This is a genomic window from Bacillus salacetis (assembly GCF_049177075.1).
GTDB lineage: Bacteria > Bacillota > Bacilli > Bacillales > Bacillaceae_B > Rossellomorea > Rossellomorea salacetis_A.
In genome coordinates, this window is record NZ_CP185377.1 from 2,229,479 (window position 1) to 2,242,279 (window position 12,801).

Below are 12,801 nucleotides of genomic sequence, written 5' to 3' on the forward strand. Positions count from 1 at the left end.
TAGTAAGCTTCGGGACTGAAATAAAACACTGAGATACCTCCCTTAAAGTAAAAGTTTTTACAGCATATTCGAGTACCAGATCGCTGCTACTCCCATATGGTTTTAGGAACATTCAGATTCTGGGCGAATACTGTATTAACAAATCTTAGTCTTACAACAGGAGGTCCTTATGAACCATTACCCTTACCAACAACACGGCGGGCAGCCACAACAACAACAACTGCAAGAGATTCAGCGGATGCAGCTTCTCTTCCAAACGCAGCGTGTGAATGATCCTTACCCACTTTATCCTCGATACGGACAGATAACACAATATCAGGATGTGCCGATGACCGTCCCCGAGCAGCGCCAGTTTAACCATCCTGGACATGAGCGTTTGATGGTTCCCCTGCCGATCATCGAGGATCCCAACTACAAGGGAAGCGAGAAACTAAAAGGGAAAGTGGCACTCATCACGGGCGGTGACAGCGGGATGGGGGCTGCGGCAGCCATCGCCTTTGCAAAGGAAGGCGCTGATTTGGCGATAGCCTATTTGAATGAACATGAAGATGCACAACGAACAAAGTTACGAATCGAACAGCTCGGACAACACTGTCTCCTATTGCCAGGGGATTTACGAAACAAGGAACACTGCAGATATATTGTCGAAGAAACGATAAGAACATTTGGAAAGCTGGATGTTCTTTGCAACCATGTCGGCATCCAGTTCCAACAGAATAAAATAACCGACATTACGGATGAACAGTTCGATGACACATTCAAAGTGAATATCTACTCTCATTTTTACACAACACGTGCTGCCCTTCCCTATATGAAACCAGGCAGCTCCATCATTGAGACCACATCGGTTGTCGCCTATAACGGTTTCCCGGAAATGATTGATTACACGTCAACGAAAGCGGCACAGGTTGGGTTCATCCGGGCGCTCGCCAAAAACGTGATTAAGGACGGCATTCGTGTCAACGGGATTGCACCGGGTCCCATCTGGACACCGCTGATCCCGTCCAGTTTTACGGCCGACCGAGTTGCGACATTTGGAGCCACCAATCCCATGAACAGGCCGGCCCAGCCATTTGAAGTCGCGCCGACCTTCGTTTACCTTGCCTCCGATGACTCCCGTTATGTCAATGCCCAGGTACTGCATGTAGATGGAGGGCAGTCGACGAGTTCGTAGAGTTTTGGTGATGTTTACTGCCTCTTGAGATGACTTATTATCTTAAGAGGCTTGTTAGGTTTCTTTGTAAATAGTGGTTGAGCAACTAAATATGATAAAATAGAAAAAAGGAGTAAATGGTGGTGAAAGTAATGGTAAAAGTTCATTCATTAGAAGATCTTATGAAAAATATTTCAGAGATGAATAGTGAAAACTCAGTAATTCAATTTTCCATTCCTGGTAAGGGGAAGTTCACACTCGTTCTCCAAGAAGAAGACAAAAAAACTATAAAAACTGAAACTGAAGAGAACGCTGAACTTAAGCGTATGTTAAGGGAAAGTCAGGAGCAGTACGAACAAGGGCTTGGACTGTCTACTCAAGAGTTACTAAAATCCCTTTCTACCGAGGATTTTAAGTAATGTATAAGCGGAATGTCATCTGGTCCCCTGCTGTCAAACAAAAACCCACTCAATTCAGGAGTGAAAGGTTTCCCCAGAAGAATCCTTCGATTATATTTCACAATTCATCTTACACACAGAAGCTTTTTTAGAGAATTTTGTTATTAGCAAATCATATACTGAAGAATTCGGTAAGTATAAAGGTGTTTCGAGAGTGGTTATAAAAAAGTTCAGGGTTTATTACAGATTAATTGAACAAGATGTCCTTATTCTGGCCGTTCTCTTTCCTGGTGAAAACTAATTATGTGTCTCCCATAAACCGCCTCTTAATTATATTTTCTGAGTCAAAAATACAAAAAAGTTAGATAAGGAAGAGATCCTTCAGCTTATCTAACTCTTGTATAAAAGTTATTTAGTTTACATAATAATATTACAATAACCTACAACCCTTATGCTTCGCTATGCCTTCTTCCACTCCGCCAAATAATCATCCAACACTTTCTTCAACTCCTGCCCTATCTGTGAATACGCTTCATCCTCCAGGTTGGCAAGGGACACGCGAATCGACCATTCCGGCGCCATGAATCCTTCCCCGCTCATCAATACAATCGATGACTTCTCGGCCAGACGATATAAAATATCGACCGGTTTGTATTGACTTTTCAGATGATCCAGGAACCCTTCTTCATAATGGTGTTTGCACCAGATTTCCAGATCGATTTCTGTATAATAGTCCGCATCATTTGGTAGATGTTTCTTCGGCAGTTCCAGTCCCTCGTATAACAAAACCATTCTCCGAGTTAGAATATCGTTCGTTTTTTGCTTGTACTTATTTTCGGTATCAAGCATCGCAAAAATTGAAAAGATGGCCATTTGGATTTGCTGCGGTGTCGATAATCCAGCAGTATGATTCAGCGCCACGTCCCGGCTGTCGGCAACCATTCGGTCAATGAACTTCAGTTCTTCAGGATTTGGGGACAGGGACGAGTACCTCGTATTCAATTCATTTCTCTTGTCTTCAGGCAGCTCTTTAATCAGCTTATCAAATACACTGTTTTGATTGATCGCGATCGTTCCTAACCGCCAGCCAGTTACGCCAAAGTACTTTGAAAAAGAATACACACCGATGGTATTGTACGGTAGATCAACCATGAGTGAGCGGAAACCTTCAACAAACGTACCGTACACGTCATCGGAAATGATCATCAAGTCTGGATTATCCTGTTTCACAATGTTAATGATTTTCTCCACGGATTCTTTGTTTAAAGCAACAGACGGCGGATTGCTCGGATTCACGACGAAGAGTGCCTTAATGTCCTTATCCCTTATTTTATCCAGCTCCTCAGCGGGATACTGCCAGGTATGATGACCTTCCTCATCGATTTCGGTCGCCCTGATTTTGACAATGTCATACCTGTTGCTCGGGAGTTCCGGAATCTCTATGTATGGCGGAAAGATCGGAACCATTAAAGCAATCTTCGACCCTGCAGGGAGCAGGTAATTTTTATATAGAGTTTCAAATATGTAGCACATTGCTGCCGTTGCGCCTTCAACCGCAAACAGATCAAACGTGCCGCAGGTCGAATCGCTTCCACACATTTCTTTTGATAAAAAATCATGCACAACTTTTTCTGTGCGGACAAGCATCCGGTCAGGGTTCGGATAGTTATCCCCGATGATTCCATCGACTAATTCATAGAGCCAGGCATCCGGGTCAAACTCTTTTTTATGGATTCCGTAATCAATGATTTCTTTTAACAATTGAATGCCGGGAATCTGCTGGTTTTCCTCTACGTACTGATTGAACCTGTCAGCCATTCCCGTCCGGCTCGGCATCCCCGCCAAATCACCTTCATCCCATACCCTCCTGGATTCGGTAACGGCAAATTGTCCAAGAGCAAAGAATGCTTCGCGAGGTGTAGCTGCAATCCAATTGGGATTTCCCCGGCCGGCATCCAGCATGGACCGGGTCATTCGCTTTTTACCTGTGGCCAGGTCTATTAGTTTGTCTTTTAATTCAAACGGGCTGATTTTCTCCAGTTCCTGACTTTCTTTCTTCGGATCCTTCATCACAATCTCCTCCTAAGCAAACGACTATTTACATAAGAAGAGTATTCCACAAGTGGAAATGGAATATGATTCAGCTTTCACAAAATGAACTCGATTAAAAACCAAACAGGTCTCCCAAAAACCACATAGGACCTACACTGATGGTTAGTAGGAAATTCAGAATAACGGCTATCCAGGAAAGCAGGATGTTATTTTTAATGGATAACAATCCTAGAACGACTCCTATTGGATTGACTACCCATGTAAGCATCCAAAGGGTTCCAAGGGAATTATAGGCATTCGGAATAGCAATCAACCAAGAAAGAATCCCAATGATGATTGTTGAAAATGAGAGCCAAAGCAGAAGATTAGAATTCATTCTGTTCCTCCAATTGATTCTTTATGTGCTTATTCTTTTTTATAAAAGAATATATATACAACTTGTATAGTTTATAAGGCGCGGATATCCGTGGAAGAGAAGACCTTTCCCCTTTTCTATATAGGCAAAAAGAATATTGCATAAATAAAATCACATAATAACAGAAGTGAAAAATAAGGGGTGCATTGCTTTGGAAAAAGAAAACATTAAGCTTACTTCAGCGGAAATCGGGACTCTTTGGGGAGCTTATGTGAATGGGACTGCGATAGATACTGTTAATAAATATATGGCATCGATAGTAGAAAATGAAAAAATAAAAGCCATATTAGAGGAAGCTATCCAAATATATGCAAAACAAAAAGAACAGGTTGTTTCGTTCATTCAAAAAGATGGATTTCCTTTGCCAAAAGGCTTTACAGATTATGATTTAAAAAAAGGAGCAAAAAGGCTGTTTACTGATATATTTTGCTTACACTACTTACATATCATGACTATGCATGGGTTAATCGGTCATGTTACCGCTTTATCCTCTTCAGTCAATAAGGAATTGCGCCATTTTTACGATTCATGTGATAATGAAGCAAAAAATATTTATCATAAGTGTACTGAATTACTGTTAGAAATGGGACATTTCCAAAGAGATCCCTATTTCTATCCAGAAGAAAATCCAGAATTCATTACCTCTAAGAGTTTTTCTGAAGGGATCTTGGGGAAGGACAGACGCTTAGCTGCTACTGAGATCATTAGTCTGTCTTTAAATTTAAAAAAAGCGATAATGTCAAAAGCTTTATCCATTTCATTCAGTCAAGTTACACAGACACAAGATACTAGAGAATTCTTAGAATACTCAGCCAAAGTTGCAGATAAGCAAATCCAATCGCTGGCTGCTATATTACGTAAAGATAACTTACCTGTACCTATGTCTTGGGAAACAGAAGTAACGAATTCAACAGAAGCTCCCTTTTCAGATAAGTTGATGATGTATCATATGGGCTTTTTATATCAGACTGCCCAAACTTTCCAAGGTGCTGGTTTAGCAACTGCAATGCGAACAGATCTTGCATTCGAGTACGAAAAGATCATATTAAAAAATTTATCCGTTACAAAAAAATGGTTTAATATCATGGTTAAATATAATTGGTTGGAACAACCGCCGCTTGCTCCAAATAGAAAGAAACTTGCAAAAGAAAAGTAAAATTCATGTTGGGAAGCGGGTCAACTACTCCCCTCTCGTTCTCCATCCAATACCCTTAAAAATAAGTGGATATCTTCCGGTTATTTTGCAGAAAAGTGCTCGGTTTAGACGAATTAAGCGGAGTATTTCCACTTTAAACATGTAAAAATGACCCTTTCCCCCATTTGTCGAGTCGATAGACGGAATTGTTCCGTCTATTTGAGCTATTTGCAATGCTATTTTCTTAATAAGAGAAATTTCTCCGCTTATGATCCCCATCCACTCGCCCACTTTTGTCCCGTCACCTTCATAAAGTACACTTTCTAAAAACGTGCATACGATAATCTCATCAATGAGGAAAGGATTGAGGTAAAATGTACAATCATCCATATATGTATCCGTATCAAAATCCTTATTACGCTAATCCACCAGGGTATACCTACAGCAGACAGCCTGGTTACTGCACTTGTCAGAATGAAAGCAGTTATTATCCTTCCCATTATTATAGCGGCCACAGAAATAATTCGTTACGAGATTATGGCAGAGAACCATTTGTCATCAACATCAATGAGGCAACGAAGCAAAACAATACTTATCGTACGGCCATTTGGACTGGGGAACATTTGCAAACCACACTAATGAGTATCGATGTGGGCGATGATATCGGTTTGGAAATACATCCTGATGTGGATCAATTCCTACGGATTGAACAAGGACAAGGGATTGTTCAAATGGGTAAAACCAAAAATAATTTAAACTTTCAAAGAAATGTGTTTGATGATTCAGCCATTTTCATCCCGGCTGGAACCTGGCATAATGTAACAAATACGGGCCAAACGCCTCACCTCCCTATCCCTCCCTTCGTTTAACAACAAATGAGAAGGGAAAATATTATACAGGAATAATTAGATAGGAGAGTGTTTATTATGTGGATGGCTGTAACGTGGGGCTTTGTTTCCGGACTTCCGATGTTGATCGGCGGCCTGATAAGTACCTATAAACCAGTTTCTAAGAAAATCCTCGGCTTTATTATGGCATTTGGTGCCGGAGCCTTGATTGCAGCAACTACGTTTGATTTGTTACTGGAAGAAGGAGTCCAAAAAAGCAGCCTGTTATCAGTCAGTATAGGTTTTATACTAGGGGGACTCGTTTTTACTGCTTATGATTGGTTTCTATGGAGAAAAGGCCACAGATCCAGGAAATTGAAAAACAGTGATACGAGCAGCAATAGTAGTTCAAGTGCCGGGACAGCCGGGCTTGCTTTATTTGTAGGTTCAATGCTCGACGCCATTCCTGAAGCTATGATGGTCGGTTACAGTACAGCAATGGGCGGAGTAAGCTGGACCCTTTTAGTTGCCGTCGTGATCAGTAACTTTCCCGAAGGCCTTTCAAGTACAGATGGATTTAGACAAGCTGGATATTCCAAGAAAAAAATCCTTCTCACTTGGACAGCTGTCGTTTTCATTACAACATTAAGCGGAGCGGCCGGTAATTATTTTCTGCCCATGGTTCCTGAACAAATAGAGTCTTTTATCAGTTCTTTTTCTGCTGGTGCGATAATTGCCATGGTTTCAGTTACAATGCTTCCTGAAGCATATGAGAAAGCCAATCCATTGATCGGTTTAGCTTCTATATCTGGACTATTAATCTCGTTGGCATTAAATACCCTTCAGTAATGAAGTAAAAACAGCATTACTCTCAACCTTGGATATTCTTATTCCAGGGTTTTTTCTGCATAAAATAGGAACGCCCGGATAATGGCGTTCCCCTTCTAATAGATCAAATCGACAAAATTGTTGATATTTCGGTAAAAAACGATAAAACTTTCCCTTTCCCGCCAATAACCAGCAGTTTCCCCTAGCAAAACTCACTCTATCACTCCCCAAAGTCTCTCCAACTCACTTTGTCCATACCTCAGCTCCTACATTATGCTGTACTCACCCGGGAATAAAAGAAAAGTGCGCGCCTTTTGGAAGGATAGCAGTTTGAAAGATTTTAATGAGGTGCATGAACAGTATGAGCCAATGATCCATAAAATCATCAAGACCCTTCATATATATAAAGATAAGGACGATTACTTCCAGATCGGCATGACAGCCCTTTGGGAAGCATGGGAAAAGTATGAGGAAGAGAAAGGCAGCTTTACCGGTTTTGCCTACTCTACGATTCGTGGAAGGATGCTGGATGTGTTGAAACGAGAAGTAAAGTTAACGGAACGCTTCACTTACCCCGATAATGAAGAGTTTTTAGCCTTGATTCCTGACAAGTCTAAAGAAAGCATGTTTGAAGCAGAAAACCTGCTGGCTCATTTCGAACCGTTGACAGACACGCAGAAGAAATGGGTACTTTACACCTTCATCGGGATGATGAAAATCACAGAAATAGCCGAACGGGAACAGGTTTCAGTGTCTGCTGTGAAAAAGTGGCGTCAGGGAGCCAAAGCAAAACTGGTAATACGGAAAGCGAACTAATGAAAGGAAGCCTCTCTGCATTAGAGAGGCTTCCTTTCATTGTTCCGGCAGCAGAACCACTTTTCCTAATTTCCCCGATTTCTTAAAATACTCTTGAGCTTCTCTTGCCTCTTTTAAAGGAAACGTTCTATCAATCACCGGTTTGATTTTCCCTTCTGAAATAGAGGATAACATTCGATGAAATTCTTCTCTTGTCCCCAATACAGAGCCGTAAAACGTTATATGTTTTAAATATAATGTCCTAAAATCGAGTTCTGCCTTCTGGCCCCCGGCAGAACCGGATATACAGAACTTGCCTCCTTTTTTCAACACTTCAAGGGAAGTCGAAAATAGAGCATCACCTACGACATCCAACACCGAATCGATGGGTCCTCCATTCACATGGAGTATCTCTTGGGCAAGGACAGAGGATTTATAGGACAACACATGAGCTGCCCCAAGGTCTTTCATCTTTTCTTCCAACTCAAGATCTCCTACAATCGCAATGACTTTCGCTCCAAAGACTCTTGCAGCAATCTGGACATTCAATGACCCCACGCCGCCATTTGCTCCCGTTACCATAATCGTCTCTCCTGGGTGAATGTTGATCTGTTCCACCATATGCCATGCTGTTAAACCACTAACGGAGAATACTGCACTTTCAATATAGTTGGAAAGGGGCATGTCATAACAGAGTTCTGCCGGCCATACCACATATTCCGCATATCCGCCGTCATATTCCGAACCGATGAAAGACATATCTTCTGAGATATGTTCGGATCCTGGCTCTCCACTTGAGGTGAACGGGAAAAGGACCACATCTTTTCCCTTCATGCTTTCATCCACCGCTTTCCCGACCTTTACAATGGTACCTGTTATATCAGAGCCCGGCGTACGGGGAAATTGCACTCCTTCCGGCCGCCATCCGGACTTTGTACCTTTGCCGTAAGCACCTTCCCTCATCCAAATTTCCGTATTATTAATCGCACAAGCTTTTACTTTGATCAGCACTTCATGTTCTTGTGGTTCCGGTACAGGCGTATTTACAACTTCTAACTTATCAACACCGCCGTAACCAGTAACTTGCACAGATATCATTCGCTTTTCCCCTTTATATGTAGTGATATAGAAGTTAAATGTCCAATTTCTAGTATTTTTTCCATCTTGGATTTTTATACCTCCAAGCTGCTCACTATTTATTTATGAAAATCCGCCAGACAAAATATACTCTATTTCCTAAAAATTGAAACTTTCTGGCAATGGCAATCGTATAGATACTATAAGGAAAAAAGGAGTGGAATAATGAAAAGAATCACAAAAGTACTGACAGCCGCCGCCCTTGCTCTATCACTTGGTGCCTGTTCAACGACCGCCTCGCCAGAAGCTGATGTAAAAAATAAAAGTGACCTGACACTGGAACAGGTCTTCAAGAATACTCAGCAAGCGGACTCTGAATTATCCAGCGTACATATGGATATGGAGTTGAAGCAAACCACCCATAATGAGGAAAGCGGAGAAGGTTCCATGGATATGAGCACGACCTCTTCTACCGACCTTGTCATGGACCCGATGGCCATGCACCAGACTTCATCCGTGAACATGAAAATGGATGAAATGGAAGGGAATGAATTACCGGTCGCACAAGTTGAAATGTATGTAACAGAGGAAGAAATTTATCTCAAAGACAACATGCAGAATCAATGGACCACACTTCCAAATGAGATGGCTGACTTAATGAAGCAATCAGCCCTACAGGAATCCTCTCTTCCTGAAAATCAACTAAAACAATTCGAGCCTTACCTTGATCAATTCACCTTCAAACAGGATGATGAGACGTTCATCCTCCAACTTACACTCGATGGAGATCAAGCGGACAAAATCCTTAAAGAAGGAATGGGGATGATGAACGACGAGCTTCAATCCACTTTTGAAGGAGCGATGGAGGATATGTCGATTTCAAGTATGGATTTGAAAATGTGGATCGACAAAGAAAGCTTTCATACCGTCAAGATGGAAGTACAGCAAACGATTGAAATGAAGCAAAATGGCGAAGTGGTAAAACTCGATCAAACGATGACGAGTGTCTTCTCGAAATTCAATGAAATCGAATCCATCGAGGTTCCTGCTGAAGTTACAGAATCAGCTGTAGAAATGAAATCTCCTTTTGGTCAATAATTGATATCAAGGTAAAAACACATGGAAAATCAAGCTGGTAAGTAGTTCAGTTGTGTAGTGCAAAATTAGAAAAAGCAGTCCAATGCGGACTGCTTTTTTACTATGATTTGGTAATCACCTGTGAAAAAGATGGGTACTAAAATAAGAGAAAATTTTTCCGTTATCCTGCAGAATTCAGCTCGGGAGAAGTAAATAAAGGAAGGATTTTCCGTTAATCATGCTTATTCATACGACTTTGATGTTTTTTAAGTGAATAGCGGAAGATTTTTCCCCTAATTGACCTCTAATCCTAAATATTTCTTCCATAAGGGAAATTTCTTCCCTTATTTCGCCCTTCATTTTACATGCCGGAGGAACGGAGTGCATTTCCCCCTCTTTATTGTGAAAAATAAGAGCATCAATCCGGCCAAATATTATGTGTTTTTCTGAAGAGAAAATCCAATATAGCTTAAGGCGTTAGCCAGGTTTGACTCGATAGTGATAGAGGCCAAATCCACATGCGACCTTACAGCCTGCATGGCAATTTCAGGGCGTATCCCGGTCAAGATCGGTTCCACGCCAACCAGCTTCATCAAATTGACGATGCGCAGCAAGGATGAGACCACTTCATCATCAATGTGCGTGATCCCTGATAGGTCCACTACTAAGTATTGAAGCTCCATCTCCTGGCTTTTCGCCAAAGTCAGTTCGATGATGATTTCAGCTCTTTCGTTATTGATGACTCCGACAATCGGCAGGACCGCGACCCCATTGGTAATGGGCACTAATGGTGCTGACAGTGTCTCGATTTGTTTATTGGCGTTATCCAGTTCCAGGACATAGGAAAGCAATGAACTCATCGTCTCGAATAATTCGATATGTTCCTCCGAGATTTTAAACGGATTGGTATCAAGTCCGCAAATGGTGCCATAATTCCGTCCATCCTCATAGTTAATCGGAATGCCGACAAAACTCCCGCTCCCTAAGTTTCCGGTTACACTGAGTGACTTAGTTTTTTCATCGGTCGTAATATCGGGAATGATTAATACTCTTCCCCCATGATCCACACTTACCTTGCAGTACGTTTCGTCAAAAGGCAGGGTACCCCCTTCCTTCAATAATTCCTGCTCCTTGTTGACCACTTTTACAATTTCATTCGTGTTCTTATCATTTTTCGCTATAAATAAAGTGTTAATATCCATCAACTTACTGATCATACGGAGAATGCTTTCAGCAGCCTCATCGAAATTTCTAAAGCGATCGCCGCGGATGAATGTTAACTCTGTAGAATTGTCCATATTACATAAAAACGATTAATCAATGTATTGTTCCCTCCAAAACTGAAAATAAACATCCTTATGCAAATTTTATAATGAAAGTGAAGAATCCCCCTAAGCTTTGAAAAGACGGAATCAAAGGTTTATACAGGCATTCACTGGGGAAGTGTAATGATAGCTTTTGATTTTAATAGAAGAGATTTTTCCTTTATACTAGATTTATAGAATGAATGTTTCATTGGTTGGTGAAAGCCACCTTCAACGTGGACATATTTTCATATATTAAAAAACAGGTGGGATAAAATGAAAAAGTTATTCAGAACGGGGGCGTGCCTGGCAGCACTCCCGTATTTAATGTTAACAGGATGTTCGCAAACAGTAACCGGAGCAAGCCAGAACCAAGAGGCTATGCTGCATGAAAAATCAATGCTGTCTCTTAATGAGAAGCTTCAAGCTAATGAGGTGGCAGCCAAATCACCAAGATTCGACCTCCCGGCGTCCTATCAGGCAATCGAGCCTTCTGAAAGTGCGCAGCCGCTGCAAACCAACTATACAGAAAAACAGTTGGCGGAAATGCCAAGAACACAGGCGCATGGAGGCGACACAGCAAGAAGCGTTCCTTTAGGTCAAACCCTTAAAGGTGCAGAAGATCTAACGGACGGACCGCTTAAGGAACATAGGATCGTTTCCTATTATGGGCACCCCAATTCGGTCAACATGGGGATTTTGGGAGAGTACGAGCCTGAAGTCTACATGGATAAATTGATTGCTCAGACAAAGGAGTATTCTGAACTGGATCCTGAAAGGCCTGCTATCCCTGCGATTGAATTGATCGCAACCGTAGCTCAAAGAAGTCCGGGAGAAAAAGGTCTTTATATACACCCTACATCAGATGAAGCTATTGAAAAATATGCAAAGCTGGCAGAAGAAAACAATGCACTGCTGATCCTGGATATCCAACTGTCCCGTGATACCGTCATGAATCAAGTGAAATCCATTGAAAAATACCTGAAACGACCTTACGTCCATTTAGCCATCGATACGGAATTCCATGTCCAGGAAGGAGAAATTCCCGGAGTGGATCTAGGTACAGTTGATGGTAAAAAAATTCAAGAAGCGATTGAATATGTATCAAATATAGTGAAGGAAAACAACCTTCCTGACAAACTTGTCATCGTCCATCAATTCTCAAAACATGTCCTTATCAATAAAGATGCCATCCAACCTACGGAAAACGTGGAAGTGGCGCTGAACTTTGACGGCCATGGATTGGATGCAATAAAAAGAGCAGGATACAACGAACATGTGCAGAAGGAGCCCATTCAATATGGCGGATTTAAGGTGTTTTATAAGAAGGATGAGCCTTTGATGATGCCGAAAGATGTGCTGGAATTGGATCCGGCGCCGGCTTTTGTTAATTATCAATAAGCAGAAAAGGGACAGTGATGAGCACTGTCCCTTTTCCGCAATGACGCAATCCGACTGATGTATGTAGTTCAGTATTGGAGTGCAAAACTAAAAAAAGCAGTTCAAAACGGACTGCTTTTTTACTATGGAATCGTAATAAGCAAGGGGACTTAAAATAAGGGAAAATTTTTCCGTTAAACTGCAGAATTTAGCTGGGGAGAGGTAAATAAGGGAAGGATTTTCCGTTAAGCATGCTAAGCAACCCATTTTTCAAGTTTTTTAAGTGAATAGCAGAAAATTTTTCCCCTATTTGACTTATTTATTTCAATATTTCTCATATAAAGGAAAATTTTTCCCTTA

12 protein-coding genes are annotated in these 12,801 nt (G+C 41.4%); 8 read left to right on the forward strand and 4 right to left on the reverse strand.

The annotated features are described in order from the left end of the window. Positions 1-169: 169 nt before the first annotated feature. Positions 170-1,174 carry an SDR family oxidoreductase gene (locus ACOJQI_RS11575; RefSeq protein ID WP_421377880.1) on the forward strand — a complete coding sequence of 335 codons (1,005 nt, stop codon included), beginning with the start codon at positions 170-172 and terminating at the stop codon, positions 1,172-1,174. A 131-nt stretch (positions 1,175-1,305) separates the two neighbouring features. After that, positions 1,306-1,572: a hypothetical protein gene (locus ACOJQI_RS11580; protein ID WP_421385463.1), complete on the forward strand. Its 267-nt coding sequence runs from the start codon at positions 1,306-1,308 to the stop codon at positions 1,570-1,572. A 438-nt stretch (positions 1,573-2,010) separates the two neighbouring features. On the opposite strand, the gene aspD is transcribed toward ACOJQI_RS11580, so the two are convergent. Both aspD and ACOJQI_RS11590 read right to left on the reverse strand, forming a co-directional pair. Then, positions 2,011-3,621: an aspartate 4-decarboxylase gene (gene aspD, locus ACOJQI_RS11585; RefSeq protein ID WP_421377882.1), complete on the reverse strand. Its 1,611-nt coding sequence runs from the start codon at positions 3,619-3,621 to the stop codon at positions 2,011-2,013. 94 nt (positions 3,622-3,715) lie between these two features. Then, the gene (locus tag ACOJQI_RS11590) at positions 3,716-3,979 is read right to left on the reverse strand and encodes a hypothetical protein (RefSeq protein WP_421377884.1); all 264 of its coding nucleotides are present in this window, start codon (positions 3,977-3,979) and stop codon (positions 3,716-3,718) included. A 190-nt stretch (positions 3,980-4,169) separates the two neighbouring features. Between ACOJQI_RS11590 and ACOJQI_RS11595 the strand changes: the two genes are divergently transcribed. From ACOJQI_RS11595 to ACOJQI_RS11610, 4 genes are all read left to right on the forward strand, one after another. Continuing rightward, positions 4,170-5,174 carry a DUF3231 family protein gene (locus tag ACOJQI_RS11595; protein ID WP_421377886.1) on the forward strand — a complete coding sequence of 335 codons (1,005 nt, stop codon included), beginning with the start codon at positions 4,170-4,172 and terminating at the stop codon, positions 5,172-5,174. A gap of 353 nt (positions 5,175-5,527) precedes the next feature. Next, positions 5,528-6,022, forward strand: a complete 495-nt coding sequence (locus ACOJQI_RS11600) for a cupin domain-containing protein (protein WP_421377888.1) — start codon at positions 5,528-5,530, stop codon at positions 6,020-6,022. Between the two features lie 57 nt (positions 6,023-6,079). After that, the gene (locus ACOJQI_RS11605) at positions 6,080-6,829 is read left to right on the forward strand and encodes a ZIP family metal transporter (protein ID WP_421377890.1); all 750 of its coding nucleotides are present in this window, start codon (positions 6,080-6,082) and stop codon (positions 6,827-6,829) included. A 309-nt stretch (positions 6,830-7,138) separates the two neighbouring features. After that, positions 7,139-7,624: a sigma-70 family RNA polymerase sigma factor gene (locus tag ACOJQI_RS11610; protein WP_421377892.1), complete on the forward strand. Its 486-nt coding sequence runs from the start codon at positions 7,139-7,141 to the stop codon at positions 7,622-7,624. A gap of 36 nt (positions 7,625-7,660) precedes the next feature. On the opposite strand, the gene ACOJQI_RS11615 is transcribed toward ACOJQI_RS11610, so the two are convergent. Continuing rightward, a complete protein-coding gene (locus ACOJQI_RS11615) occupies positions 7,661-8,701 on the reverse strand; it encodes a zinc-binding dehydrogenase (protein WP_421377894.1) in 1,041 nt (346 codons plus the stop codon). 204 nt (positions 8,702-8,905) lie between these two features. On the opposite strand from ACOJQI_RS11615, the gene ACOJQI_RS11620 reads away from it, so the two are divergent. Next, positions 8,906-9,778 carry a DUF6612 family protein gene (locus ACOJQI_RS11620; protein WP_421377896.1) on the forward strand — a complete coding sequence of 291 codons (873 nt, stop codon included), beginning with the start codon at positions 8,906-8,908 and terminating at the stop codon, positions 9,776-9,778. 413 nt (positions 9,779-10,191) lie between these two features. Here ACOJQI_RS11620 and ACOJQI_RS11625 read toward each other — a convergent pair whose 3' ends face one another. Beyond that, positions 10,192-11,055, reverse strand: coding sequence for an STAS domain-containing protein (locus tag ACOJQI_RS11625; protein WP_421377898.1), 864 nt, complete (start codon positions 11,053-11,055; stop codon positions 10,192-10,194). Positions 11,056-11,337: 282 nt separating this feature from the next. On the opposite strand from ACOJQI_RS11625, the gene ACOJQI_RS11630 reads away from it, so the two are divergent. After that, a complete protein-coding gene (locus ACOJQI_RS11630) occupies positions 11,338-12,462 on the forward strand; it encodes a hypothetical protein (RefSeq protein ID WP_421377900.1) in 1,125 nt (374 codons plus the stop codon). Positions 12,463-12,801: the final 339 nt, after the last annotated feature.

Excerpts from the sequence above, each read along its gene's own strand:
- ACOJQI_RS11580 (WP_421385463.1), top strand. The coding sequence starts at position 1,306 with ATGGTAAAAGTTCATTCATTAGAAGATCTTATGAAAAATATTTCAGAG.
- ACOJQI_RS11600 (WP_421377888.1), top strand. The coding sequence starts at position 5,528 with ATGTACAATCATCCATATATGTATCCGTATCAAAATCCTTATTACGCT.
- ACOJQI_RS11620 (WP_421377896.1), top strand. The coding sequence starts at position 8,906 with ATGAAAAGAATCACAAAAGTACTGACAGCCGCCGCCCTTGCTCTATCA.
- ACOJQI_RS11615 (WP_421377894.1), bottom strand. The coding sequence starts at position 8,701 with ATGATATCTGTGCAAGTTACTGGTTACGGCGGTGTTGATAAGTTAGAA.
- ACOJQI_RS11590 (WP_421377884.1), bottom strand. The coding sequence starts at position 3,979 with ATGAATTCTAATCTTCTGCTTTGGCTCTCATTTTCAACAATCATCATT.
- ACOJQI_RS11630 (WP_421377900.1), top strand. The coding sequence starts at position 11,338 with ATGAAAAAGTTATTCAGAACGGGGGCGTGCCTGGCAGCACTCCCGTAT.
- ACOJQI_RS11625 (WP_421377898.1), bottom strand. The coding sequence starts at position 11,055 with ATGGACAATTCTACAGAGTTAACATTCATCCGCGGCGATCGCTTTAGA.
- ACOJQI_RS11605 (WP_421377890.1), top strand. The coding sequence starts at position 6,080 with ATGTGGATGGCTGTAACGTGGGGCTTTGTTTCCGGACTTCCGATGTTG.
- aspD (WP_421377882.1), bottom strand. The coding sequence starts at position 3,621 with ATGAAGGATCCGAAGAAAGAAAGTCAGGAACTGGAGAAAATCAGCCCG.
- ACOJQI_RS11575 (WP_421377880.1), top strand. The coding sequence starts at position 170 with ATGAACCATTACCCTTACCAACAACACGGCGGGCAGCCACAACAACAA.